Here is a 23,587-nt window from a genome sequence, read left to right as displayed (position 1 = left end):
CTGCTGGGGCCATGGCGGGCGCAACGCACTCGTGGTCTACCTGCACAAACGCCGTTTTCGCCGGGCCGACGCGGCCCGTCGGCGCACCCCTGCGGCTGGAGTACCTTCGGGCAAGTGGACGAGGAGACTGTGGAGCAGGTGCGGGCCGTGGTGGCGTCGATCCCGCCCGGATCGGTGCTGTCCTACGGCGACGTGGCCGAGCTCGCGGGCCTGCGCTCGGCGCGACTGGTGGGCCGCATCCTCGCCGAGGACGGCGGCGATCTGCCGTGGCATCGCGTCCTGCGCTCCAACGGCACGGTCGCCGACCACCTGCGCCGCCGCCAACTGGAACTCCTGCGAGCCGAAGGCGTTCTCGCCGACGGAGCCCGCATCGACATGTGCCACTACCGCTGGGGCGCCTGACCCCGAACCGCAAGCACACAACTGTCCTTTTTGGACAAACTACTTCCCCTTGCGCTTCGGCAATTCGTCGGCCACCAACCGCACCAGGGAGGCAGTGCGGGCGCGGTCCGGCATGGCGTACGGCAGGCCCGCGGCGTCGATCGGCGCTGCCGTGACTGGTCCGACGCAGGCGATGAACACCCTGCTGCGCAACGCTTCTCGGAAAGACTCGCCCCGCCCGGTGCGATCCGCACGTGCCAGCAGGTTCGTCGCGGCCGGAGCGCTGGTGAACGGCAGCGCATCCACGTCGCCCCGCACCACCGCGTCGATCAACCGGTCCAGCGCGGGCAGGTCCACCGGATCCGTCCACCGGTATACGGTCACCGGCACCACCTCGGCACCGGCCGCCCGCAAGGCCTCGCGGAACCGCAACATCGGATCGCCGTGCACCTGGAGCACGACCCGCTTCCCGCTGAGATCGCGTGCCAGCAAGTGCTCCAAGACCGCGGCCGACTCCTCCGACTGCGAGGTCCACGACTCCATTAAACCGGCGCCGCGAACCGCGCCCCGCGCCTTCGCACCACGCGCCAGGACCTCGGCCGAGCGCAGATGCGCCAACAACCGGTCGCCGACGCCGTTGGCTTGCGCCGCCTCGAACCAGCCCCGGAACCCGACTCCGGTGACCGCGACGACGTGATCGACCGGCGCGGCCAGGACGTCCTCGGTCGCTGCGGCCAACTCGCCATCCTCGGGCAACGGCACCGTGTGCATCGCCGCCGCGAAGAGCACGCGGGCACCGCGCCGGGTGAACAACGCCCCGATCTCAGCGGCCTTGCGCTCCGCCGTCACGCCGACGGTGAAGCCGCTCAACAATCCCTGCACGCCCCAATCCTCACACAGCGCGAGAAGAGCAGGGGTTCAGAGAACTTCGAGAACCATCTGGGACGCGCGCTCGAGCCCGGTGAGGGTCTGCGAGGACGCGCGAGGGTGCAGGGCGTGCACCGCGAGCCGGAACAGCAGGGCCCGCAAAAGCGCCTGCGGCCAATCGGCGAGGTGCGACCAGCGCTCCACTATGGCCGGGTCGGCACCACCCCACGCCAAAGCGTCGATCACCACCACCGCCGCGGCCCACTCCGCCGACCGCCAGTACGGGTTGAAATCGATGATGCCGGGCGACGCGTCCTCTGTGAACAGCACGTTGCCGAACAGGTCCCCGTGCACCACCTGCGGCCGCAGCTGGACCTCCCGCCGGGACCCGGCGAGCACGTCGTAGAGCCGGCCGCCCTTCTCCTGTGGCAGCACGTATTCCTCTTCGCCCCAGGCCATCCGATCGGCCAAGGCGTAGATGTCCTGGCGCGCCTGCAGGAACCTCGGCCGGGCCAGGAACCGGCTCGCCGAGTGCAGCCGCAGCGACATGGCCACCACGTCGTCGTGCCGGGGCTCCGCCTGCCCGGCGAGGTTCCGGCTGGCCGACCAGCCGGACACCACCCAGCGCCCGTCGGTGGACCGCACCGGGCGGGACACCCGCACCTCGTCGGGCTCCAGCAGGTCCAGCGTCTGCGCCACCCATGCGGCCTCGGCCGTGTTGACGGCGGGCTTGAGTACGATCTCGCCGCACCGCCAGGCAACCGCACCGTCCAGCGGCTCGGGTTCTTCGACGCGCGCGCCGAATGCCGCGCGCACGTGCGGCGGTGGCGGCTCCGGCGTATGACTCACGGGCGAGACGCTACCTCGATGATTGCGCTTTCCGCAGCAGGCCACTCCGTGCGCCGCGAACACGACATGCCGACGTACCACGGGCCGGTGGGCGGATACACCGTCCACCGGCCCTCGAAAACCGATCAACGACCGGAGATCAGTACGTCGGCAGGCTGGGATCGACCTGGTTGGCCCAGCCCAGGACGCCGCCGCCGACATGCACCGCGTCGGCGAAGCCCGCCCGGTGCAGCGCCGCCAGCGCCTCCGCGGAACGGCCACCGGACTTGCAGTGCAGGACGATCTTGCGGTCCTGCGGCAACTCGGCCAGTGCCTCGCCGGAGAGGATGCGGTCCTTCGGGATCAGCTTCGAGCCCTCGATCTTGACGATCTCGTACTCGTGCGGCTCCCGGACGTCGATGAGCTCGAACTTCTCGCCCCGGTCGAACATCTCCTTCAGCTCGCGCGGGGTGATCGTGCTGTTCACCGCCGCCTGCTGGGCTTCGTCTGACACCACGCCGCAGAACGCCTCGTAGTCGATCAGCTCGGTGATCGGCGTCGGGTTTGGGTCCTTGCGGATCTTGACCGTGCGGTAGGTCATCTCCAGCGCGTCGTAAATCATCAGGCGGCCAAGCAGGGTCTCCCCGATGCCGGTGATCAGCTTGATGGCCTCGTTGACCATGATCGAACCGATCGACGCGCACAGCACACCCAGGACGCCGCCCTCGGCGCAGGACGGCACCATGCCGGGCGGCGGCGGCTCCGGGTACAGGTCGCGGTAGTTCGGCCCGTGCTGGTCCCAGAAGACGCTGGCCTGGCCCTCGAAGCGGAAGATCGAGCCCCACACGTACGGCTTGCCGAGCAGCACGGCGGCGTCGTTCACCAGGTACCGGGTGGCGAAGTTGTCCGTGCCGTCCAGGATCAGGTCGTAGTCGCGGAAGATGTCGAGCGCGTTCTCCGAGGTCAGGTGCGTCTGGTGCAGGTTGACCTTGACGAACGGGTTGACCTCGGCGATGGAGTCGCGGGCCGATTCCGCCTTGGGCCGCCCGAGATCGGACTGGCCGTGGATGACCTGGCGGTGCAGGTTGGACTCGTCGACCTCGTCGAACTCCACGATGCCGAGCGTGCCCACCCCGGCCGCGGCCAGGTACAGCAATGCCGGGCTGCCAAGCCCACCCGCGCCGACCACCAGCACCTTGGCGTTCTTCAGCCGCTTCTGCCCCTCCATCCCGACATCCGGGATGATCAGGTGGCGGCTGTAGCGCGCGACCTCTTCCTTGGTCAGCTCCGACGCCGGTTCGACCAGCGGCGGCAGCGACGATGCGCCGGACATTCCCAGCTCCTCCTCAATGGTCGGTGCCGGCTGCGCTCGGAGCGTGGCAGCGGCACCTCAAGCGTCCCCGGAGGACACCCGAACGGGACCTCACGGAATCTGCAACGCAAGACTCCCCGATGGACTTCCGCAACCCAAACTACTCCCACGATCCGGGACGAACAGGCGCCTCGACCGCGGGATCACGAGCCGCCGGCACCGGCCGTGGGGAACGGCCAGGCGTTGTACTTGCAGACGAAGCCGTCGGCCGGGATCTCCGTCCCCTGGTCGGCGATCTTGTTCAGCTCGTGCAGTTCGTTGTTCGACACGCTGAAGGACTGCTGCATCATCACCGGCGCCAGCCCGCCCTGAGAGGGGCAGCCGACGTGCCTGTTGCCGAAGACGTGCCCGACCTCGTGGTTGATCGCGTAGCGCTGGTAGTTGCCGATGTCACCTTCGAACGACACCGCGCCGCGAACCCAGCGGGCCCCGTTGAGGTAGACCATGTCGCCCTTGCGGCACGAGCTGTCGTAGGGCACGCCGTTGCGGTAGTCGCAGGCTTCGCGGGCGGTCTGCTGGCTGACCAGGATGACCCGGAAGTCCGGGCGCGGGCCGCTGGCGTCCACCCGCTGCAACGAGATCCCGCCGGCCTGCGGGTTCGTCCAGCTGCGCGGATCGGACAGCGTGGCCTGCACGAGGTTGCCGAACTCGGTGTTCGGGTTTCCGATTTGGGCCTCGATCCCGACCTCGACCTCGACGGTGTACCGGTACAGCTGGCCGGAGCCGATCACCGGGGAGGTGCCGGGCAGCACCTGGTAGGTGCGCGCGCCGGTCTCCGGGATCTGCCCGCCGGGCGGCAGGTCGGCGGAGAAAAGCGAGGGCCCGAAGGTCTGCCCGGGCGGCGCCTCGGTGACGATCGGCTCCTCCGGGGCGTCGGAGGTGATCGGGTCGAGGAGTCCGCTGGCCGAGCTGCGTTCGGAGGGGCGGAGAGTCTGGAAGACTGCGAGTGCGCTGACCACGATCAGCAGCGGCACCGCGTAGATCCGCCAGCCGTAGCGGTAGTGCGCCCCCCGGCGGCGGCGCGGCCGGGGCTTGACGTCCTCGTCGGGTTCTGCAGCGTCGTCGACGTGCTCGGACTCCGGCGACTCGGAGACGGGGTGCCACGACGCGGCCAGCGGCTCGCCTCGGCGGCGATCTCCGGAGCCTGCGTGGACACTCGTCCGCCCCGCCGGTCGGCGGTCGGACGCGGACGCACGAGATCGCTGCGGCGGGCGGTTCACGCCCTAAGCGTGCCACAGGGCCCATGGCACCCTAGACCACCACTGGCCACTCCGGGTGACCGAAGCACCGAGGACCACACGAAGTGACGCAGACTGGTCACTACCAGGAGTCGGCCTGGACCAGTCCGAGCAGCGCCCGGGCGACCATCCGTGGCCTCTCCATCTGGGCAACGTGCCCCGTTCGGGGCAGCACGAGCAGTCGGCCACGCGGCAGCAGCGTCGCGGTGCGCGGCGCCTTGCGGACCGTCACCACCCGGTCTTCGCTGCCCCACACGACCAGGGACGGCGCGGCGATCTCGGGAAGCCGGCGCCACAGCGAGCGCGCGGGCGGGACAAGCCACGAACGTAGCAACTCCGTCGTGGTCCGCCCCAGCGCCGGACCGGACCACGGCAGCCGGCTGCGTTCCTCGAACTCCGCGACCGCCTCCGCGAGCCGGTGCGGCGGCACCGCGTCCGGCTCGGCGAAGCACAACCGAAGCAGCTGTTCGGTCCGGGCGGCCGGCGTCACCGCCGCCAGCCCCCGCCGTGTGCGGGCCCCGAGGACCGGCACCATGGCCACCGCGATCCGCGGGTCGGAAAGCCGCCGCGGGTCCAGCCGCAGGTCCGGCATGGCGGGCGAGATCAGCGTCAGGGACGCGACCAGGTCGGGGCGCAGCGCCGCCACCTCGATGGCCACTGCGGCGCCGAAGGAGTTCCCGGACAGGTGCACCGGCGCGGCACCGACCTGTTCCAGGACGCGGATCACCACGTCGGCGTTGGCCTGCCGGGTGAAGCCGAACCCGGGCGGCGGCTCGGAACGCCCGAAGCCCGGCAGGTCCAGGGCGATGCTGCGCAGGTGCCCGGCGAGCAGCCCGGCCAGATCGGTCCAATTCGTCGACGACCCGGCCAGCCCGTGCAGGTGCACGGCGGTCGCGGCCTTCCGCGACGGCCCCGGCGTCTCCCGCAGGTGCAGGCGCATCGGACCCCAGCGAGTGTCCAGTTCGACGTGCCGGCCGGGCGCTGGCTTCGCGGCCAGGTCGATCGGCGGGATGCCGTCCGCCACCAGCGGCACCCTCGTCAGGTCGTATCGGTCTGGCAGGGCTCGCCGGTGCGGCCAAGCAGCAGGTGTCGTCGTGGTCACACCTACAGCATGGCGGTCCGCGCGAGCCCGGATTTCGCGACCTACCTCTACCGGCGAGTAGAGTCAGGCCCCACTGGGTGGCCGGAAGGCCGCCGAGCGAGTGGAAGGAATTGGGTGGAGGCGAGGATGACCGAGACCGCGCAGCCGAGCCGAGGCGTCCGGTTGCCCCGTGACGCACGCCGCGCACAGCTGCTCGAAGCGGCTCAGTACGTTTTCGTGCACAACGGCTACCACGCGGCGGCGATGGACGACATCGCGGAGCGCGCGGGGGTCAGCAAGCCGGTCCTCTACCAGCACTTCCCGGGCAAGCTGGAGCTGTACCTCGCGCTGCTGGAGACGCACGGGAACGAGCTGGTGCGCCGGGTCCGCGAAGCAATCGAGTCCACCCCGGACAACAAGCTGCGGGTGCGGGCCGCGATCGGTGCGCTGTACGAGTTCGTGGCCGGCGGGGGGCAGGCGTTCCGGCTGGTCTTCGAATCGGACCTGCGCGGCGAACCGGCTGTGGAGAAGGCGGTGGAGGGCGCCCTGTCCGGGTGCATCGACGCGATCACCGAGGCGGTCACGGCGGACGCGGGGCTGGACGCGGAGCGGGCGCGGCTGCTGGCGGTGGGCCTGGTCGGCCTCAGCCAGGTGACCGCGCGGTACTGGCTGGACGCGCGGGAGACGATCTCCCGCGACGAAGCGGTGAGCCTGATGTCCACCCTCGCCTGGAAGGGTCTGGCGGGCTTCCCCCTGCAGAACCCCTGACCCCGGCGGGCCGCGCAACCGGCACCGCCGCGGGTTCTGGAGCGGTCCTCTCGCTAGGACAACCGGACGCCGCGTATTGGTATCGGTGACCTCATCGGACCGCTCCAGCGGCGGCATGTGCCCCGCCCCGCGTAGATCAGCGGCTTGGCCCCTGGTAAGCGGTCGGACAGCCCGGACTGCACGACCGTCGGGATGGACCGCATCGCCGCGAGCGCGCCGTGCCGTTCATGCCCGGCCAACGCCTGCCGGGTGCTGCTCGGCAAGGGCCATGATCATCATGCCGCCTATCGAGTGCCCGGCGAACACCACCGGCCCCTCCGAAAACGAAGACGACGGTGCCGCTTCCGGATCACCGGCACCGGTTGCCCGCCCTCCCCGAACCCCACAGACCTGGACTGACCGCCGGTCAGGTGACGCGTGAGGGACACCCTCGGCCGAGGGTGTCCCTCACGCGGAAAGAACCAGGTTAACTGACGCCGAAGCCGACGCGCGGCAACGCCGCCGGGCCGATCTCGACGTAGGCGACCTTGGTGGATGGGATGATGATGCGACGCCCCTTCTCATCGGTCAGCGCAAGCACGCCGTCAGCGTTCTTCAGCGCGTCGGCGACCAGCGACTCGACCTCTTCCTGGGACTGTCCGCTGACGACCGTCAGCTCGCGCGGGCTGTCCACGACGCCGATCTTGACCTCCACGCCGAACCTCCGTTTGCACTCGTATCCAATGGGATGCGGCAAGGCTATCCCAGGTCCCGTCGCGTTCGGGCAACGAAGCCCGGCGAGCAGATGTTCCGCTGCGGATCCAGCGCGCACCTCCGAACGAGGTCAGCCCCGAGGGCCGGCAGTTCTAGCGCATGTCCCAGAACCTGGTCTTGCCTTCGAAGCGGCGTAGCCGCTCAGCCCACCTGCGCGAACGGCACCGCCGCGGGTTCTCAGATGGCGTCTGGCGAGGACAGCCCCGAAGCCGCGTACTCCTCCGGCTGGTCTCCGGGAATCCCCGGAGACCAGACGGCGTCCGCGGTTCCGCCACCCGCACGGCCACGCAAGGCGGGCCTGGAAGTGGGGTTCGTCAGCCCAGACCGAGCCGAGCCATCCGCTTGGTGTGGTTGTTCTGCAGCCGCCGGAACATCGCCGCTATTCCCGTGAGGTCTCCGGATCCTTTGATGATCAGCTCTGCCAGCGCGTCGCGCTCCGCGACCACCCGCTGCGCCTGCGTCATGGCCTCGCCCAGCAGCCGCCGCCCCCACAGGGTCAGCTTGTCGCGCAGCTTGCGGTTCTTCGCGCAGGCCGCCTGCACCTCGCGCTCGGCGAACGCCGAGTGACCGGTGTCGGCGAGCACCGTCAGCACCAGCCCCCGCGAGGTCGAGTCCAGCCACTCCGCGACCTCACGGTAGAAATCGGCCGCCAAGCCATCCCCGACGTAGGCCTTGACCAGTGATTCCAACCACGAATGCGGCGCGGTCGACTCGTTGAACGCCGCGAACGGCGCCGCGAACGGCTGCATCACCTCGTCGATCGCCACGCCACGCCCGGCCAGGTGCTCTTCGAGCAGCCGGTAGTGGCCGATCTCCGCGGCGGCCATGCTAGCCAGCGCCGCGCGGCCGGTCAGCGTGGGCGCGGTGCGCGCGTCCTCGGCAAGGCGGTCGAAGGCCGACAGCTCTCCGTAGGCCAGCGCGGCGAGCAGATCCACGACGCCTTCCTCGTAACGCTCGTCACTTTCACCGGGCAACGTGGCGCGCTGGTCAGCCTCATTCATGGCTGCGAGCCTAACCGGCGGCACGCCCGAGTAATACGCACCACGGCGAGAACGGCTGGCGACCAGGTATCCTTGGGCTCGGAGGAGCATCGGCGTCCGGCGGCGCGGTCGACGATCCGGTCGTACACCGTGGGGCTGGCTCCCCGAACGTCACGATCTGGGCGATTCGCGCCCGAGCGGGACGGCCCCCGAACCACTGCCGGCGCGAACGCGGCCCGAGCGATCCGCTCGTCGGCATTGGCGCGCATGCGACGCCAAGAAGAACGAACCAACAGCGGATAACCGCTGAGCGAATAGGGGCGCGCACCATCACGTCGGTGACCACGAGCACGAAAAGCGGCCGCGACCAGCGAGCCGCCGTGCTTGGAGGACGTCGCCACGGATCGGCCCTGACCGGGACGCGTGCGCGCAGGTACCGAGAGAGGCGATCATTCTGACGTTCACCAACAGCCAGGCCCCCGACGGCCTCGAAGATCACAGCGGGGGCGGAAGCCCCGACATCACGAACCTGGAGCACCGCGAGTCCGGTGCCCCCGAAGGCGGAGATGCCGCACCCCTGAAGGCCGGCACCGCCGTCGACCCTGACACCCCGACCTTCGCCGAGCTGGACGTGCACCCGGACATCGTTCGCGCGCTGCGCGAAGCCGGCATCGAGCGCACCTTCGCCATCCAGGAGCTGACCCTGCCGCTGGCTATGCAGGGCGAAGACCTGATCGGCCAGGCCCGCACGGGCACCGGCAAGACCCTTGGCTTCGGTGTCCCGCTGCTGCACCGCCTGCAGCTGCCCGGCGACGGCACCCCGCAGGCGCTCGTCGTGGTGCCGACCCGCGAACTGTGTTTGCAGGTCACCCGCGACCTCACCGACGCTGGCAAGCACCTGGGGGTGCGCACCGTCGCCGTCTACGGCGGCCGCCCCTACGAAGAGCAGATCTCCGTGCTGCGCAAGGGCGTCGACGTGGTCATCGGCACCCCGGGCCGCCTGCTCGACCTGGCCGAACAGCGCCACCTGGTGCTCGGCAAGGTCCGCGGGCTGGTGCTCGACGAGGCCGACGAGATGCTCGACCTCGGGTTCCTGCCAGACATCGAGCGCATCCTGCACATGGTCCCCGAGCAGCGGCAGACGATGCTGTTCTCGGCCACCATGCCGGGCCCGATCCTGACCCTGGCCCGCACGTTCATGACGCAGCCCACGCACATCCGGGCCGAGCAGGCCGACGAGAGCGCGGTGCACGAGCGCACCCGGCAGTTCATCTACCGGGCGCACGCCATGGACAAGGTCGAGCTGATCGCGAAGGCCCTCCAGGCCACCGATCGCGGCCTGGCGATGATCTTCAGCCGGACCAAGCGGACCGCCCAGAAGCTCGCCGACGAACTCACCGAGCGCGGCTTCGCGGCCGGCGCGGTGCACGGCGACCTCGGGCAGGGCGCGCGCGAGAAGGCGCTGCGCGCGTTCCGCTCCGGCAAGGTCGACATCCTGGTGGCCACCGACGTCGCGGCCCGCGGCATCGATGTCGCCGGCGTGACCCACGTGATCAACCTGCAGTGCCCGGACGACGAGAAGACCTACGTGCACCGCATCGGCCGCACCGGCCGCGCCGGGCGCGAAGGCGTCGCGATCACGCTGGTCGACTGGGACGACGAGTCCCGCTGGAAGCTGATCAGCGACACGCTCGGCCTCGACAAGCCCGAGCCTGTCGAGACCTACTCGACCTCGCCGCATCTGTTCAGCGACCTCGACATCCCGGCGGACGTCACCGGCCGGCTGCCGCTGGCCAGGCGCACCCGCGCGGGCCTGGACGCCGAACCCGAAACGCAGGGCGAAGCCAAGCGGCCCCGCCGCAACCGGCGCCGCACCCGCGGCGGAGCGGACCAGCGCACCGGCGACGCCGAAACCGGTGCCCGGCAGGACAGCGACGCCGAAACCCGGCCCGCCCGGCGGCGGCAGCGCCGCCGCACCCGCAGCGGTGCTGAAGCCGCCCCGCCGCAGGCGGAAACGCCCGCCCCAGGAGGCGAAGCCGACGCTGGCGAACGCCCCCGCCGCAGGCGCCGCAGGCGCCGCCCAGGCGAGCTGACCGGCGACATCGGCGATGCCGCGCGCAGCGGCAACGCCGAAGGCGGCGCCGCGTAGCCACGAGTCGAGACCCGTGAGCCGGATGGAGCGCGAAGCGCTCCGACGGCTCGCGGGTCGAGCTTTGAGCAGAAGCCCTGAAGCCGCGCGAACCAGCGCCGTCTGAGGATCCGCCACCCGCACCGCCACGCAAGACGAAAGCTTGTTCTTTAACCAGGTAGCACCGTGGTGGGGTCCAGGTTGATCATGGATGAAGCTATTGGTTGATCATGGCTCTTGCGACAGACGGAAGATCACAACCAAGGGCTTCGATGATGAGTGGGCACGACACCAGCCAAGCTGATGTGCTCGGGGAGCTGTCCGGGTTCCGCCAACGGTTCTACGAGTGTCTGACCGGGCGGGCGGATGCGTTGTTCGAGCTGACCGACGCGGTGCCGTGCACCGTAAGCTCGACCCGGTAACAGCCAGGGCGATCAAGGAGTGATTTTGGTCCGGCCGGAGCGGCGCACGAGAACCGACCTCGCCGTGGTGGCGTTGATCGCCGTGGCCGTGCTCGTCGGCAGTGCCGTGCTCTGGTTCAACAGCGATGCGCGCGCCACCGTTTCCGAAACGGCTGCCCAGCCGATCCCGGAACCTCCCGCAGCCACCGGGGTTCCGCCGACGCTGACCGAGGCTTGGCGCGCTACCAGCCTCGCCACCCCGATCCCGGTGGTCGCCGGGCCCGCCGTGGTCACCGGATCCGGCAACGAGGTGCTCGGCCATGACCCGCTGACCGGCCAGGTCGTCTGGCGCTACGCCCGCGACATCCCACTGTGCACGGTCGGCGCGGAGTGGGACCGCGCGATCGCGGTCTTCCGCAAGTCGGCGAACTGCAGCGAGGTCACCTCGCTGCGCGGGCCGACCGGAGTCCGCGGGCCGCAGCGCAATGCCGACGCCGAATTCGGCACGCAGCTGCTCGCCGACGGCCCCTACGTGACGGCCACCGGGCAACGCTCCTTCGAGTCCTGGCGCTCGGACCTTGTGCGCACCCAGCAGTTCGGCATGCCGCCCGCGGTGAAGAACCCAGGCAACAACCTGACCCGCCCGGAATGCACATACTCCTCGATCGGGGTCGGCGACGAGCGGATCGGGGCCGTCGAGTCCTGCCCTGGTGAGCAGGGCCGGATCACCGTCCTGAAGACCCACCCCCAGGACGACGAGAAGCCCGAGGAAATCTTCAGCGTGATCCTCGGCAGCATGTCCGCCGGGATCGTCGCGGTCAACGACAAGCACGTCGCCGTGGTTCTCCGAGACCGCTCACAGGTCGTCGTCTACAACAACAACGGCTCGGTGGTGACCACCTTCCCGGTGCGCGTCGGCACCCCCGACCTCCGGGCGAACGTGCAAGTCGAGTCGACCGTGAAGGGTCGCCGCATCTACTGGCACACCGGCGTCGACACGATCGCCCTGGACCCGAGCACCCTCACTCCACTGTGGACCGCACCGGACACGCTCGGCCCGGGCGTCGGTTTCGGCGGGAAGCTGCTGGTGCCGGTGCCGGGCGGCCTCGCGGTCCTGGATGCCGCCACCGGGCACCCCGAACGAGTGATCCCGGTGGGCCGCGGCGGCTACACCGGCCCGATCCAGCTCGCGACCGTCGGCCCGATGCTCCTGGAACAACGCGGCGACACCCTGGTCGCCCTCCGCTGAAACCCCCAGGACCAGCAGGTCTCGACGCAAATTCCTGTTTGCATCTCAGAACTCCTGGATCAAGCCCACCACCAGAACCACAGCGAGCCGATCACGACCACGAACGCGCCCAAGGCCGCCAGGCCTGCCCGCGCGTCGCGGCGGCGGTCCGCGACCGCCTGCAGTGCCAAGGCCACCAGCGACGCCACCAGCTGAGCGATCACCGCCGCCAGCCCGGGGCCTTGCTGCCCGTGGCTCGTCGCCCAGAACTGCACGGCCACCAGCCCGAGCGCGAGCAGCAGCATGCCGACCGCCAAAGCGCCGGTGAGGCCTCGGAAAGCAGCTCCGGCGCGGCTGGCTGGCTTCGGCTGGCTCAGCGCGTGACGGCGGCGCCGCTGCTGCGGAAGATCACCCGCTTCCAGCAGCCGTCGCGTGCGGGGTGGCCGCGCTCGTTGCGATGCGGGCGTGCGCATCGGCCTGTCCTCCGGTCGCATGTCGTCACTCCCCCAGCAAAGCCCAACGCGGCAGGCTCGGCGCGGCCTGCCGGCCTTCCTCGCAGTGAGCCCGGAAGTCGCACCACGAGCAATGCCGCCCGGCCCTCGTCGGGAACATCGCCTGCGGGTCGGCCCCGAGGTCGAAGGCGTCCGTCGCGGCCTGGAGCTCCCCGGCGAGCTGCTCGGCTCGATCCTGCAGCACCGCAATCGATTCCGCGGTGTGGTCCCAACCCGCAACCGTCCCGGTCGGCAGGTGGTGCAGCTCGACCCGACGACACGGCTGGCGCAGGTTCTTGCCCACTGCCAACGCGTACAGCCCGAGCGCCAGGGACTGCCGCGCATCGTCCACGCGCAGCCCGTGCCGCCCGGTCTTGTAGTCGACGACGACGAGTTCGCCGTGCCGTTCGTCGATCCGGTCCACCCGCCCTTCGGCGATGATCGATCCCATCGGCGCCGACACCCACCGCTCGACGGCGAGCGGCACGACGTCGGGCGCCAACTGCTCGATATAGGAGCCCACCCACTCCTGCGCCCGGCGCCGGTAGTCACCGGCCTGCTCCGGACTCGCGAAACCGTCGGCCTTCCAGTGCTCTCGCACCAACGCGGCAGCGCGTTCCGGGGTGCGCTGATCGGCTCGCAACTCGAAGTACGCGCGCAGCGCGTTGTGCACCACGGCGCCCAAAGTGGCGTTCGCCCAGGCACCACCGCGCGTCGGTGTCGGCCGGTCCAGGTACGTCATGCGGTACTTCCGGGGGCACTGCGCCCAGGTCGCGAGTCTGGCCGGAGTGACCCGCACCAGCTTGCTGGGAATACCTTCTAGACCGAGCTGCCCCTGCACGCCCCTACAGTACGCAGTTTTCCCGTTCCCAAGATGATCCGCCCCGTCAGCCGATGACCTTGCTGCCGCTGCACCGCGCCACCAGGCGATCCAGCGAATCGGGAGGGGTGGTTTCCTGGCCGATCCGGATCGTCTTGTTGGTGCCGTGGTAGTCGCTGCTGCCGGTGGGGATCAGGTCCAGTTCCGCGGCCAGCCCGCGCAACCGCACCCGTGTCTCCGGTTCGTGGTCGGGGTGGTCGATCTCGATCCCGGCCAGCCCGTGCTCGGTGAGCTCGGCGACGACGTCGGCGGTGACCACCGGGCCGCGCGCGGTCGCGAAGGGGTGCGCAAGCACGGTCGTACCGCCAGCCTCGGTGATCATGTCGATAGCACGGCGCACGGGAGTGTCGGTGCGTGGCAGGTAGTAGCGACCGCTACCACCGAGGAACTTGGCAAAGGCCTCGTCGACGCTGACCACCGTGCCGGCGTTGACGAGCGCGCGGGCCAGGTGCGGACGGCCGCCGGGCGAGTCCGGCGGAAGTCCCGCCATGATCTCGTCGGGGTCAACCGGGAACCCGTCCGCGGCCATGTGCCGCGCCATCTCGTGGAGACGCTCCCGCCGCTCCGCGCGCAGCCGCGACTGCTCCTGCGCGAGTGCGGCGGAGTTGGGGTCGAAGAGGTACGCCAGCAGGTGCACGGTGATGTTCCGACCGTTGCCGTCCGGGCACGCACAGGACAGCTCCGCGCCCGGTACCAGCCGGAACCGACCAGGCTCCGCGAGATCGCGCACGGCCTGCTCGGCCGCCGCCCATCCAGCGGTGGTGTCGTGATCGGTGATCGCTATCGCGTCCAAGCCAGCCGCGACCGCGGTCGCCACCAGCTCGGCCGGAGTGTCGGTCCCGTCGGACTCGTTGGAATGCGTGTGCAGGTCGATTCGCACACCCACCAGTGTGACCGATGGTTCTGAGCCAGGCCCGAGCGACACCCGACCGGTCGGCCCGGGTACGCCTGCACACCCCGGTCGACCAGCCCGTCAGAGCTTGGCGGCCTTCCTCTTGCCCACCGCGGCGCGCCGCGCCTTGAGCATCGAGAAGCGGTCCTGCTGCTGTCCCTTCTTGTCCCCGAAGACGAGCGCCGAGATCGCGTCCTCGACCTCGGTCGGGTTCGGCACGTACTCGATACGGTTGAGCGCCTGGATCTGTCCAGCCGACTCGACCACGAGCGTGCCGTACCCGAGGATGCGGCCCATCATCGTGCGGGCGAACGTCAGGTCCGTGACCTTGGTGATCGGCATCATCGCCACGTTGGTGGTGAAGATGCCGGAGGTGATCAGAAACCGCTTGTCGGTCACGACGACGCGTTCCACGTACCAGTCCAGGACCTGGTAGGCGAAGCGGATCAGGGTGATCAGCCCCGCGTACCAGAGGATGTTCTGGACCAGCCCACCGGCGCCTTCGGGCACCAGGTAGGACACCATCACCAGGCCCACGAGCAAGCCGGTCGCCTCGAAGAGGTCCCACACCAGGGTCGCCCAGTGCCGCCGAACGCGGATCACCCGGCGTTCGGTGTCCAGCAGGTACTCATCGGGATCCCTCGGAGCGAACAAGGCACCCGCCTCCCGCGGCTCGCGCTTTACTGGAAGAGGTTCTGCATGAAGGTGATGACGGCCTCAGCTGCTCCCCGCAAACTCTCCAGGATGCCGTTGATGACACCGCTGGCTTCCACTGGCGCGGAAAACAGGAAGAACAGGAGGAACGCAACCCCGGCCCACGTGAGGATTTTCTTCATGTTCACTGTGACGCACCCCGTCCAAATGCCTTTGAGTAGCGCAGGCGCCTGCTGATCCGTTGTACCGCACTCCGCCGCTTTACGGCAGCTTTGTACCGCACTTGGGTCAGTTGTTTCCGGGCAGCCCCGGATCAACTACCCTCCGTGTCGATGATGGTATCGGAAAATCCCGTGATCCGCTGCGTCGGCGCGATAATTCACGATCCTGGTGGCCGGTTGCTACTGGTCAAACGCGCACATGAACCCGGAAAGGGGAAGTGGTCCCTGCCGGGTGGCCGGGTCGAGCCCGGCGAGACCGACCATTCGGCGGTACAACGCGAAGTCCGCGAAGAAACGGGACTCTCCGTCACCATCGGCGCCCTCGTCGGCCGCATCTTCCGCCCCGCGCCGCTCGGCACCTACGAGATCCTGGATTACTCCTGTCGGAGTACTGAACAGAATCTTTCCGCTGGTGACGACGCCGCGGACGCAATCTGGGCCGATCATGCGACTTTCGCCACACTTGAGCGAAATGACGCGCTGACCGAAAGCTTGGCGGAGACCTTGCGCTCCTGGGGTAGTTTACCCCGCAACGAGTGACGGCGAAAAAATGCGATCGGGGCAATCCGTCAAAGACCCGGTCGACGGCTTGACCGAGGCACGTTCGCATGCCCGGTCCGAGCCGAACGCGAATCCCGATTCGATTCGGCTAATCCGGCCAATTCGCCCATTTCATGCAGCATGTTCCGGCCAGTTGTGACGTCGAACGCGAGCCGTTGCCAACGATCCACTCGGACGGAGTATCGTCTCCGGTTGGCTGACTCAGGGACCACCGCATCGGTGGATGACCTTCGGGAGGTGAGGGATCGTGGACAGCAGTGCCGATAGCGCGCTTCCGTGCAGTACCAACCGCATCCTCGCCGGAAGGGCCAGCCGCTAGGCACCGCCCGCCAAGCCGGCCGGGATGCGCGAGCAGCGAGCAAAGTCCGCTCAGCACGCCATCCGCGCGGCGTTCACCCGGATCTTCCACCCCCGGGGTGCTGCGCCCAGGACCCTTGGAGGTCGCCGTGCCCAACCTGCCCTCGCTCGGCCTGCGCAACCGCAACGGTCGCGGTCCGCGACCGGCCAGCCGCCCGCCCGCACCGGTTTCCGCGTACGTCGTCGACTGCGCCATCTACGTCGACGGGCACCGCGTCGAAGGCTCGTGGAACCACGTCGACGCCATCGAAGAGGTGCGGCAGCGCGGCTCCGGCTTCGTCTGGATCGGGCTGCACGAACCCACCGAGAAGCAGATCAACGGTATCGCCGACACCTTCGGCCTGCACGAGCTGTCCGTCGAGGACGCCGTGCACGCGCACCAGCGCCCGAAGCTGGAGCGCTACGACAACACGCTGTTCATGGTGCTGAAGACGGTCCGCTACACCGATACCGAGACGCGGTCGGCGACCAGCGAGATCGTCGACACCGGCGAGCTGATGGTGTTCCTCGGGCGCGACTTCGTCATCACGGTGCGGCACGGGAAGCACGCGGGGCTGGGAGTTGTGCGCAGCCAACTGGAGGCCGACCCGGAGCAGCTCGCGCTGGGACCGTCGGCGGTGCTGCACGGCGTCGCCGACCACGTGGTGGACACCTACCTGGAGGTCACCGAGGCAATCCAGGACGACATCGACGAGATCGAGGCCGAGGTCTTCGAGCCGCGCACCAAGATCGACGCCGAGCAGATCTATCTGATGAAACGCGAGGTCATGGAGCTGCGGCGGGCGGTGCTGCCGCTGACCAAGCCGATGCAGCGGCTCGCGGAGGGCTACACGCCGATGGTGGCCGACGAAGTTCGGTCCTACTTCCGCAACGTCGACGACCACCTGGCGAAGGTCGCCGAAATGGTCGGCTCCTTCGATGAGCTGCTGACCACTCTGGTGGATGCCACGCTGGCCAAGATCACGCTCCAGCAGAACACCGACATGCGCAAGATCTCGGCGTGGGTCGCGATCGTCTCGACGCCGACCATGATCGCCGGGATCTACGGCATGAACTTCACGCACATGCCCGAGCTGGATTGGACCTTCGGGTATCCGCTGGCCCTCATGGTGATGCTCAGCGCCTGCATCACCCTGTTCAAGATCTTCCGGCGGAACAAGTGGCTGTGATCGCGCGTTGTAACGATTCCGATGCCGCCAGCGATATGCCGTGCGGGGTTGCTTCGCACCCGGCCGTCAGCCGGGTGCCGTTCCACTTTTCATCGACCACCGCCCTTTCCCTTTGGGCGGCGCGAACGCGTGAGGAGGTTGTCATGCACCGTCTTCCACAGCACCAGGGGCGGATCCGGCATCGGCTCCTCACCGGTCCGGTCTTCCCGCGGCGAAGTCCCGTGACGCGCCGGGAGATCGCCGAGCAGTTGTTCCGGCACACTGCATGGGTGCAGCGAAAACCCGGCGCGATGTGGGACGCGGTTCCCGCCGCGCCGCGCGCCGTCGCGCGCTGACGCCTGCTGGGAAGCACCGCGGGCCACATCGTGAAAGCGAATCTCTTTTAGATCTTCGTTTCTTTCACGTTGGGAGGCACCGCCATGACTCGCTTGGCCGCCAACAAGCTCACCCTGCTCGTCGCGCTGATCATGGGGTGGATCGTCATCCTGTTCGTGCTCATCGCGAACCAGATCTGACTCGGAACCCCGCCGTTTCCCAACCGTCCACTTCGGCTGAATTCGGTACGCCTGGCCGGTAACCGGTTCCGGCGACACCGCCGGGTGCCGACGCCGCGACGCCGTTACAAACTCCCCAGCCAATCGTCGCGATGCTGGGAAGTGATCACAGATGTCGCTGGTCGAACGGATGATGATGTGCGGGATGGCCGTACCGCTGGCGCTGCTGTGCGCTGGGTCGCCACTTTTGGCGGCCCAGAAGCCTTCGCCGGAGCAGCGAATACTCGAACTGACCAATGCCGAACGGGCCCGTGCGGGATGCCCGGCGATGCGCCTCAACGGTGACCTGAGCGAGGCGGCTGCCGGGCACAGCGTGGACATGGCGCACCAGGACTTCTTCGGGCACAGCGGAAGCGATGGTCGCACCCCCGCGGAGCGCGCCCGATCCGCGGGATTCTCGAGCGACTACGTCGGCGAGAACATCGCTGCGGGCGGCGAAACCGCCGACGAAACGTTCCGCCAGTGGATGGAAGCGGAGCCACACCGGGACAACATCCTCGACTGCGCCTTCACCGACCTCGGCGTCGGGCACGCAGCCACCCCCCACAGCCGCTACCGCCACTACTGGACCCAGGAGCTCGGCCGCCCCTGATCCCCATCGGGTAACGACGGGTGAAGGGCACCTCCGACCGACTGGGCCGGTCAGATGTGTCCCTCACCTCGATCGGTAGGTCAGGTGAGGGTTCGGCCGGTGGCGGGGTCAAAGAGGTGGATCTTGTCCGGGTCGAACCAGACCGTGAGGGACTGGTTCTCTCGGGCCGCCGATTCGACCGAGAGGCGGGTGACGACCTGGCCCTCGTCGGTCGGGACCTCCGCGCTGCCGCTGTCGGCCGCGAGCTCGTCGAGTTCCGCCGTGCTCGCCCGTCCCCCGTGGAGGGTGAAGTACACGTACTTGTCCGAGCCCATCTCCTCCACCACGTCCACCTCGCCGGCGAACGTCGCGCCCGCCGCACGGGCGGTGTCGTCGAGCAACGCCGCGTCCTCGAAGTGCTCCGGGCGGATGCCGAGCACCAGTTCGCGCGGTGCGTCCGCCGACTCCAGCGCGGTGCGGATCCGGTCGCCCAGCGGCACGTCGCCCAGCGCGCTGTGCAGGGCGCCGTCTGCGAGCTCAACCGGGACGAAGTTCATCGCCGGCGAACCGATGAAGCCCGCGACGAACAAGTTCGCCGGGTGCTCGTAGAGGTGCTGCGGGGCGCCGACCTGCTGCACCACCCCGCCGCGCAGGACCACCACGCGGTCGCCGAGGGTCATCGCCTCGGTCTGGTCGTGCGTGACGTAGACCGTCGTGGCGCCCAGCCGCTTCTGCAGCTTCGACACCGAGGTCCGCATCTGCACCCGCAGCTTCGCGTCCAAATTGGACAGCGGCTCGTCCATCAGGAACGCCTTGGGGCTGCGGACGATCGCCCGTCCCATCGCCACCCGCTGCCGCTGCCCACCGGAGAGGTTGGCGGGCCTGCGGTCCAGGTGCTGCGATAGGTCGAGGATCTTCGCCGCCTCCTCGACCTTCGACTTCACCGTCGGCGAATCGACCTTGGCCAGCCGCAGCGGGAAAGCCATGTTCTCGAACACCGTCATGTGCGGGTACAGCGCGTAGGACTGGAACACCATCGCGATGTCGCGATCCTTGGGCGCACGCTCGTTCATCCGCTCCCCGCCGATGCGCAGCTCGCCGCCGCTGATGTCCTCCAGCCCCGCGATCATGTTCAGCGTGGTGGACTTCCCGCAGCCGGAGGGGCCGACCAGGATCACGAACTCGCCGTCCGCGATCTCCAGGTTCACCTCGTTGACCGCCAGCGCCCCGTCCGGGTATCGCTTGGTCACCTTGTCCAGCACGATCTCGGCCACTTCGGTTACCCCTTCACTGCGCCGGAGGTCAGTCCGGACACGATGCGTCGCTGGAAGAACAGCACGAACAGGATGATCGGAATGGTGATCACCACCGCGGCCGCGGAGATCGACCCCGTCGGGTCCTCGAACTGGGAGTCGCCGGTGAAGAACTTCAGCGCCACCGGCACGGTGCGGGAATTCTCCGTCGAGGTCAGCGAGATCGCGAACAGGAAGTCGTTCCAGCAGAAGATGAACACCAAGATGGCGGTGGTGAACACGCCCGGCGCGGCCAGCGGCGCGATCACCTTCGCGAAGGCCTGCCCGGGCGTGGCGCCGTCCATCTTGGCCGCCTTCTCCAGCTCCCACGGGATCTCCCGGAAGAACGCCGACAGCGTGTAGATCGCCAGCGGCAGCGAGAAGGTGATGTACGGCAGGATCAGGCCGGGCCAGGTGTCGAACAGGCCCAGCGTCCGCTCGATCTCAAACAGCGGGGACACCAGCGACACCTGCGGGAACATGGCGATCAGCAGCGACGCGCCGACCAGCAGCCGCTTGCCTGGGAAGTCCAGCCGGGCGATCGCGTAGGCGGCCATGGTGCCCAGCACCACGGCGATCGCGGTGGCGATCAGCGCGATGCCGATCGAATTCAGCAGCGCGCGGGTGAACTCGGTGGTGCGGAAGATCGCCGCGTAGTTCTCCAGGGTCCATTCGCGCGGGATCAGGTTGCCGTCCGAGAGCGTCGCCGGGCTCTTGAACGACAGCGACAGGATCCACAGCACCGGCACCAGCGCGTACACCATCACGATGATGTTGAGCAGCGCCCACTTGGTCTTCCGCGCGGGGGTCTCCGCCCCGCCGACGCCGGCCATCAACGCCTCCCCTTGTCGTCGCTACCGGGTGCGGCCGCACCGAAGAGCTTGACGAAGATCCACGCGATGAGCGCGACCGCGATGAAGATCAGCACCGACATGGTCGAGCCGATGCCGAGGTTCAGCCCCTTGATCAGGTTGTTGTAGGCGAGGACGGACACCGACGAGGTGTCCTGCGCGCCGGAGGTGAGCACCACGATGTTGTCGAAAACGCGGAACGCGTCGAGGGTGCGGAACAGCAGCGCGACGAGGATGGCCGGCTTCATCACCGGCAGCATCACCTTCACGAACCGCTGCCACGGTCCGGCGCCGTCCATCGCCGCCGCCTTGAGCAGGTCGTCGGGCACCAGCGCCAGGCCCGCCATCAGCAGCAGCGCCATGAACGGCGTCGTCTTCCAGATCTCGGCCACGATCACGATGGCCAGCGCGCTGGCGTGCTCGGTCAGCGGCGCGCCGTCCGGGGTGATCGCGTTGGCCAGGTAGCCGGTGTCCGGCGTCCAGGCGTAGCGCCAGCTGAAAGCCGCGACGACGGTGACGATGCCGTACGGGATCAGGCTGACGGTGCGCACGATGCCGCGGCCGACCAGCGCCCGGTGCATGATCAGCGCCAACCCCATGCCGAGTGCGAACTCGATCGCCACGGAGACCACGGTGACCAGCACTGTCACCCAGAACGCGCTCCACCAGTAGCCGTTGCCCAAGACCGTGATGTAGTTGTTTAGCCCGACGAACTCGCGCTGGTCCGGGTATTTCAGGTCGAAGCGCTGGAACGACAGCCACAGCGCGTAGAGGATCGGCCAGCCGGTGACGGCGATCATCACCAGCGCGGCCGGGGCGCACAGCAGCCAGCCGAGCTTGCGTTCGGCCTTCTTGCCCTCGCTGATCGCCCCCTTGCCGTCGGACACCGCTACCGGTTCCGCTTGGCTCCTCCGCACCATCACGGCATCACTCCCTTGGAGTCCAAGGCGTTCTGCACCTCGGTGCGCATCCGGTCCGCAGTCCTCTGCGGGTCGATCTCCGCGATCGGGGACAGCATGTTGGACAGCACCGTGGAGACGTTCTGCGCGGCCGGCGTCACCGATCGCACACCCGGGTCCTTGAGCGCTTCCAGGATGGTGTCCCGCATCGGGTACGCGGCGGCGACCTCGGGATCCGAGTAGACGGACTCGATCGTGGGTGGCACGCCGTCGTTGATGGCGGAGAACTTCTGGTTCTGCGGGCTGCGCAGGCACTTGGCGGCGTCGAAGGCCAGGCCCGGCTTGGTCGAATAGCTGCTGATCGCGTAGTTGGCGCCGCCGATGGTGGACTTGCTCGGCACCCCCGGCAGCAGGCCGGGCAGCCGCGCCCAGCCGACGTTGCGGGCGAGGTCGGGCTTCTTCTCCTGCATCGACGGGTAGACGAACGGCCAGTTCACCTCGAACGCGGACTGCCCGGTCTCGAACTCCTGCCGGGCGTCGTCCTCCTTCGCGTTGTTCATCGACGCGCTGGTGACGCCCGCCGTGCCGAGGTCGCGCAACGCCTGCAGCGCCCGCACCGCGCTGGCGTCGACCACCGCGCGCTTGCCGTCATCGGAGATGAGCTGCCCGCCCGCCGACTGAACGAGCGTGTTGAAGTGCACGTACAGGCCCTCGTACTGCGCGCCGGTGAACGAGATCCAGTGCGGCTTGCCCTCCTGCTTGAGCCGCTGGGCGGTCGAGATCATCTCGGCCCAGGTCTTCGGCGGCTCGGGCACCAGGTCCTTGCGGTACCAGAGCAGCTGCACGTTGGTGTTCTTCGGTGCCGCGTAGAGCTTGCCCTCCCAGGTGGCCGTTTCGAGCGGCCCATGCAGCGTGCCGCGCTCCGCCTCGGCCTTGTTCTCCCCCGTCCACTCCCGGATCCAGTTCGCCTCGGCGAACTCGCCTGTCCACGTGACGTCCAGGTAGAGGATGTCCATGCCGGTGTCCCCGGCGGCCAGTCTGCGCACCATCTGCTCCCGTTGGCCGTCGGCGTCGCGGGGCAGCTTGTGGTAGACGATCTGGTACCACCCACCTGCCTGGGCGTTGCAGCGGTCCACGTTCTGCTGCAGGTTCTCCTCGGGGGCGCTGTAGAGGTTCACAGTGTTCGCGCCGGAGACCGGTGCGCATGCGGTCAGCACGGACGCGCACACCAACGACGCGCCCAGCACTGCCGCTCTACGGGTGCGGCGAACTCTCACGGTCGGTCCTTCCAATTGCCGGTCACAGCCACGACCAAGCATTGGGGTGCCCACGCTTTGTCGCCTGCCACCACCGGCGTTGAGCCAGTGGTGGCAAGCTAAGCCTCTTGATCAGTCACGGCAAGCCTTGTTGCCAACACGTGAAAGTCGATGAAACCGGACACCCGCGATCTCCGCCGAAAGCCCCACCGCGCTGCGCCGATCGCCGCATATCGCCTGGTTGACGCGTCCTTCCGACGCGCAGGACCCCGGCAGCGCGAATTCCGGGAGAACGCAAAGCGGACCCTGGCTCCTGCTGGATCCCGGGTCCGCGTCTCGTTCGTTGGCTCACTGCGCCGGCGGCGGGCGCATGGCGAGTTTGGCGAGCAGGTCCCGGCCCTGTTCTGCGTGGCGGGGTTGGGCCAGCACGTCGTAGCGGCCCGCGACCAGTTGGCTGGCCGAGGAGAAGTCCCGGCGTCCCCGGGTGAAGGCGTAGCCGAGCACCGCGAAGAGCAGACCGAACACGATGCCCACGCCCAGGCCCACCAGCACCGGGCCGAACCAGTTGCCCTGTGGCGTGAACAGACCCAGGATCAGGCCGACGAACAGGCCGAACCAGGCTCCCGACGCCGCGCCGCCGCCAAGCACCCTGCCCCAGGTGAGCCGCCCGGTCACCCGTTCGACGAGCATCAGGTCGACGCCGACGATGGTCACCTCCTGGACCGGGAAGTCGCTGTCCGCCAGGTGGTCGACCGCGCGTTGCGCCTCTTCGTAGGTGCCGTAGGAGCCGATCGGCCAGCCGCTCGGCGGGGTGGGCAGGTTGGGTGTGCCCGGCGCCTGCCGGCCGGAGCCGGTGAACGGGTTGGACACCGCTGACACCTCCGTTGATTGCTGCCATGGCGGGGACCGCGGGG

General features: G+C 68.9%; 26 protein-coding genes. 9 read left to right on the top strand and 17 right to left on the bottom strand.

From position 1 onward, the window contains the following. Nucleotides 1–114: 114 nt before the first annotated feature. On the top strand, nt 115–402 hold the full coding sequence (locus ACWDKQ_RS01845) for an MGMT family protein (RefSeq protein WP_450136865.1): 288 nt from the start codon (nt 115–117) through the stop codon (nt 400–402). A gap of 39 nt (nt 403–441) precedes the next feature. On the opposite strand, the gene ACWDKQ_RS01840 is transcribed toward ACWDKQ_RS01845, so the two are convergent. The 5 genes from ACWDKQ_RS01840 to ACWDKQ_RS01820 all read right to left on the bottom strand — a co-directional run bounded on the left by ACWDKQ_RS01840 (nt 442) and on the right by ACWDKQ_RS01820 (nt 5,788). Then, on the bottom strand, nt 442–1,263 hold the full coding sequence (locus tag ACWDKQ_RS01840) for a uroporphyrinogen-III synthase (protein ID WP_450136864.1): 822 nt from the start codon (nt 1,261–1,263) through the stop codon (nt 442–444). 36 nt (nt 1,264–1,299) lie between these two features. Next, a complete protein-coding gene (locus ACWDKQ_RS01835; protein WP_450136863.1) occupies nt 1,300–2,097 on the bottom strand; it encodes a TIGR02569 family protein in 798 nt (265 codons plus the stop codon). 139 nt (nt 2,098–2,236) lie between these two features. Further along, nucleotides 2,237–3,409 (bottom strand): adenylyltransferase/sulfurtransferase MoeZ, encoded by a 1,173-nt coding sequence (gene moeZ, locus ACWDKQ_RS01830; RefSeq protein WP_168586715.1) that lies wholly within the window; start codon nt 3,407–3,409, stop codon nt 2,237–2,239. Between the two features lie 182 nt (nt 3,410–3,591). Further along, nucleotides 3,592–4,668, bottom strand: coding sequence for a DUF3152 domain-containing protein (locus ACWDKQ_RS01825; RefSeq protein WP_450136862.1), 1,077 nt, complete (start codon nt 4,666–4,668; stop codon nt 3,592–3,594). A gap of 100 nt (nt 4,669–4,768) precedes the next feature. Continuing rightward, the gene (locus ACWDKQ_RS01820; protein WP_450136861.1) at nt 4,769–5,788 is read right to left on the bottom strand and encodes an alpha/beta fold hydrolase; all 1,020 of its coding nucleotides are present in this window, start codon (nt 5,786–5,788) and stop codon (nt 4,769–4,771) included. A 126-nt stretch (nt 5,789–5,914) separates the two neighbouring features. Between ACWDKQ_RS01820 and ACWDKQ_RS01815 the strand changes: the two genes are divergently transcribed. Further along, entirely contained in the window at nt 5,915–6,535 is a 621-nt protein-coding gene (locus ACWDKQ_RS01815; RefSeq protein ID WP_450136860.1) for a TetR/AcrR family transcriptional regulator, read from the top strand. A 466-nt stretch (nt 6,536–7,001) separates the two neighbouring features. Here the strand turns inward: ACWDKQ_RS01815 and ACWDKQ_RS01810 are convergent, their stop codons facing one another. Together ACWDKQ_RS01810 and ACWDKQ_RS01805 are read right to left on the bottom strand one after the other, a co-directional pair. Further along, complete coding sequence (locus ACWDKQ_RS01810; RefSeq protein WP_450136859.1) at nt 7,002–7,229, bottom strand: DUF3107 domain-containing protein; 228 nt, start codon at nt 7,227–7,229, stop codon at nt 7,002–7,004. A 373-nt stretch (nt 7,230–7,602) separates the two neighbouring features. Further along, nucleotides 7,603–8,289 (bottom strand): ferritin-like fold-containing protein, encoded by a 687-nt coding sequence (locus tag ACWDKQ_RS01805; RefSeq protein WP_450136858.1) that lies wholly within the window; start codon nt 8,287–8,289, stop codon nt 7,603–7,605. Nucleotides 8,290–8,671: 382 nt separating this feature from the next. On the opposite strand from ACWDKQ_RS01805, the gene ACWDKQ_RS01800 reads away from it, so the two are divergent. The 3 genes from ACWDKQ_RS01800 to ACWDKQ_RS01790 all read left to right on the top strand — a co-directional run bounded on the left by ACWDKQ_RS01800 (nt 8,672) and on the right by ACWDKQ_RS01790 (nt 12,046). Continuing rightward, nucleotides 8,672–10,417: a DEAD/DEAH box helicase gene (locus ACWDKQ_RS01800; protein WP_450136894.1), complete on the top strand. Its 1,746-nt coding sequence runs from the start codon at nt 8,672–8,674 to the stop codon at nt 10,415–10,417. 254 nt (nt 10,418–10,671) lie between these two features. Then, on the top strand, nt 10,672–10,818 hold the full coding sequence (locus tag ACWDKQ_RS01795; RefSeq protein ID WP_450136896.1) for a hypothetical protein: 147 nt from the start codon (nt 10,672–10,674) through the stop codon (nt 10,816–10,818). 25 nt (nt 10,819–10,843) lie between these two features. Then, the gene (locus tag ACWDKQ_RS01790) at nt 10,844–12,046 is read left to right on the top strand and encodes an Rv3212 family protein (RefSeq protein WP_450136857.1); all 1,203 of its coding nucleotides are present in this window, start codon (nt 10,844–10,846) and stop codon (nt 12,044–12,046) included. Between the two features lie 59 nt (nt 12,047–12,105). Here ACWDKQ_RS01790 and ACWDKQ_RS01785 read toward each other — a convergent pair whose 3' ends face one another. From ACWDKQ_RS01785 to ACWDKQ_RS01765, 5 genes are all read right to left on the bottom strand, one after another. Continuing rightward, complete coding sequence (locus ACWDKQ_RS01785) at nt 12,106–12,498, bottom strand: hypothetical protein (protein WP_450136856.1); 393 nt, start codon at nt 12,496–12,498, stop codon at nt 12,106–12,108. Between the two features lie 25 nt (nt 12,499–12,523). Beyond that, complete coding sequence (locus tag ACWDKQ_RS01780; protein WP_450136855.1) at nt 12,524–13,357, bottom strand: RecB family exonuclease; 834 nt, start codon at nt 13,355–13,357, stop codon at nt 12,524–12,526. Between the two features lie 46 nt (nt 13,358–13,403). Further along, the gene (locus ACWDKQ_RS01775; RefSeq protein ID WP_450136893.1) at nt 13,404–14,285 is read right to left on the bottom strand and encodes a PHP domain-containing protein; all 882 of its coding nucleotides are present in this window, start codon (nt 14,283–14,285) and stop codon (nt 13,404–13,406) included. Between the two features lie 84 nt (nt 14,286–14,369). Continuing rightward, nucleotides 14,370–14,942, bottom strand: coding sequence for a PH domain-containing protein (locus ACWDKQ_RS01770; protein WP_450136854.1), 573 nt, complete (start codon nt 14,940–14,942; stop codon nt 14,370–14,372). Between the two features lie 26 nt (nt 14,943–14,968). After that, nucleotides 14,969–15,130 (bottom strand): hypothetical protein, encoded by a 162-nt coding sequence (locus ACWDKQ_RS01765; RefSeq protein ID WP_010694016.1) that lies wholly within the window; start codon nt 15,128–15,130, stop codon nt 14,969–14,971. A gap of 147 nt (nt 15,131–15,277) precedes the next feature. Between ACWDKQ_RS01765 and ACWDKQ_RS01760 the strand changes: the two genes are divergently transcribed. The 4 genes from ACWDKQ_RS01760 to ACWDKQ_RS01745 all read left to right on the top strand — a co-directional run bounded on the left by ACWDKQ_RS01760 (nt 15,278) and on the right by ACWDKQ_RS01745 (nt 18,396). Next, nucleotides 15,278–15,703 carry an NUDIX hydrolase gene (locus tag ACWDKQ_RS01760; RefSeq protein ID WP_450136892.1) on the top strand — a complete coding sequence of 142 codons (426 nt, stop codon included), beginning with the start codon at nt 15,278–15,280 and terminating at the stop codon, nt 15,701–15,703. Between the two features lie 467 nt (nt 15,704–16,170). After that, nucleotides 16,171–17,250, top strand: a complete 1,080-nt coding sequence (gene corA, locus ACWDKQ_RS01755) for a magnesium/cobalt transporter CorA (protein ID WP_450136853.1) — start codon at nt 16,171–16,173, stop codon at nt 17,248–17,250. A gap of 143 nt (nt 17,251–17,393) precedes the next feature. Next, entirely contained in the window at nt 17,394–17,585 is a 192-nt protein-coding gene (locus tag ACWDKQ_RS01750) for a hypothetical protein (protein WP_450136852.1), read from the top strand. A gap of 331 nt (nt 17,586–17,916) precedes the next feature. Further along, nucleotides 17,917–18,396, top strand: a complete 480-nt coding sequence (locus tag ACWDKQ_RS01745; protein ID WP_450136851.1) for a CAP domain-containing protein — start codon at nt 17,917–17,919, stop codon at nt 18,394–18,396. A gap of 80 nt (nt 18,397–18,476) precedes the next feature. Here ACWDKQ_RS01745 and ACWDKQ_RS01740 read toward each other — a convergent pair whose 3' ends face one another. From ACWDKQ_RS01740 to ACWDKQ_RS01720, 5 genes are all read right to left on the bottom strand, one after another. Continuing rightward, nucleotides 18,477–19,649 (bottom strand): ABC transporter ATP-binding protein, encoded by a 1,173-nt coding sequence (locus ACWDKQ_RS01740; protein ID WP_450136850.1) that lies wholly within the window; start codon nt 19,647–19,649, stop codon nt 18,477–18,479. Between the two features lie 5 nt (nt 19,650–19,654). Then, nucleotides 19,655–20,500 carry a carbohydrate ABC transporter permease gene (locus tag ACWDKQ_RS01735; protein ID WP_450136849.1) on the bottom strand — a complete coding sequence of 282 codons (846 nt, stop codon included), beginning with the start codon at nt 20,498–20,500 and terminating at the stop codon, nt 19,655–19,657. Next, a complete protein-coding gene (locus tag ACWDKQ_RS01730; RefSeq protein WP_450136848.1) occupies nt 20,500–21,438 on the bottom strand; it encodes a carbohydrate ABC transporter permease in 939 nt (312 codons plus the stop codon). The genes ACWDKQ_RS01735 and ACWDKQ_RS01730 overlap by 1 nt, the downstream gene beginning before the upstream one ends. Next, a complete protein-coding gene (locus tag ACWDKQ_RS01725; RefSeq protein ID WP_450136891.1) occupies nt 21,438–22,736 on the bottom strand; it encodes an ABC transporter substrate-binding protein in 1,299 nt (432 codons plus the stop codon). The genes ACWDKQ_RS01730 and ACWDKQ_RS01725 overlap by 1 nt, the downstream gene beginning before the upstream one ends. Nucleotides 22,737–23,021: 285 nt before the next feature. Then, entirely contained in the window at nt 23,022–23,543 is a 522-nt protein-coding gene (locus ACWDKQ_RS01720; protein WP_450136847.1) for a general stress protein, read from the bottom strand. Between the last annotated feature and the right edge of the window lie 44 nt (nt 23,544–23,587).

This window comes from Saccharopolyspora sp. NPDC000995 (assembly GCF_053599315.1).
The sequence above is the reverse complement of the archived record's forward strand: the minus strand, read 5'-3'. Positions and strand labels throughout refer to the sequence as shown.

Excerpts from the sequence above, each read along its gene's own strand:
- moeZ (WP_168586715.1), bottom strand. The coding sequence starts at position 3,409 with ATGTCCGGCGCATCGTCGCTGCCGCCGCTGGTCGAACCGGCGTCGGAG.
- ACWDKQ_RS01815 (WP_450136860.1), top strand. The coding sequence starts at position 5,915 with ATGACCGAGACCGCGCAGCCGAGCCGAGGCGTCCGGTTGCCCCGTGAC.
- ACWDKQ_RS01805 (WP_450136858.1), bottom strand. The coding sequence starts at position 8,289 with ATGAATGAGGCTGACCAGCGCGCCACGTTGCCCGGTGAAAGTGACGAG.
- ACWDKQ_RS01795 (WP_450136896.1), top strand. The coding sequence starts at position 10,672 with ATGAGTGGGCACGACACCAGCCAAGCTGATGTGCTCGGGGAGCTGTCC.
- ACWDKQ_RS01785 (WP_450136856.1), bottom strand. The coding sequence starts at position 12,498 with ATGCGCACGCCCGCATCGCAACGAGCGCGGCCACCCCGCACGCGACGG.
- ACWDKQ_RS01760 (WP_450136892.1), top strand. The coding sequence starts at position 15,278 with ATGGTATCGGAAAATCCCGTGATCCGCTGCGTCGGCGCGATAATTCAC.
- ACWDKQ_RS01750 (WP_450136852.1), top strand. The coding sequence starts at position 17,394 with ATGCACCGTCTTCCACAGCACCAGGGGCGGATCCGGCATCGGCTCCTC.
- ACWDKQ_RS01745 (WP_450136851.1), top strand. The coding sequence starts at position 17,917 with ATGTCGCTGGTCGAACGGATGATGATGTGCGGGATGGCCGTACCGCTG.
- ACWDKQ_RS01735 (WP_450136849.1), bottom strand. The coding sequence starts at position 20,500 with ATGGCCGGCGTCGGCGGGGCGGAGACCCCCGCGCGGAAGACCAAGTGG.
- ACWDKQ_RS01730 (WP_450136848.1), bottom strand. The coding sequence starts at position 21,438 with ATGGTGCGGAGGAGCCAAGCGGAACCGGTAGCGGTGTCCGACGGCAAG.
- ACWDKQ_RS01725 (WP_450136891.1), bottom strand. The coding sequence starts at position 22,736 with ATGCTTGGTCGTGGCTGTGACCGGCAATTGGAAGGACCGACCGTGAGA.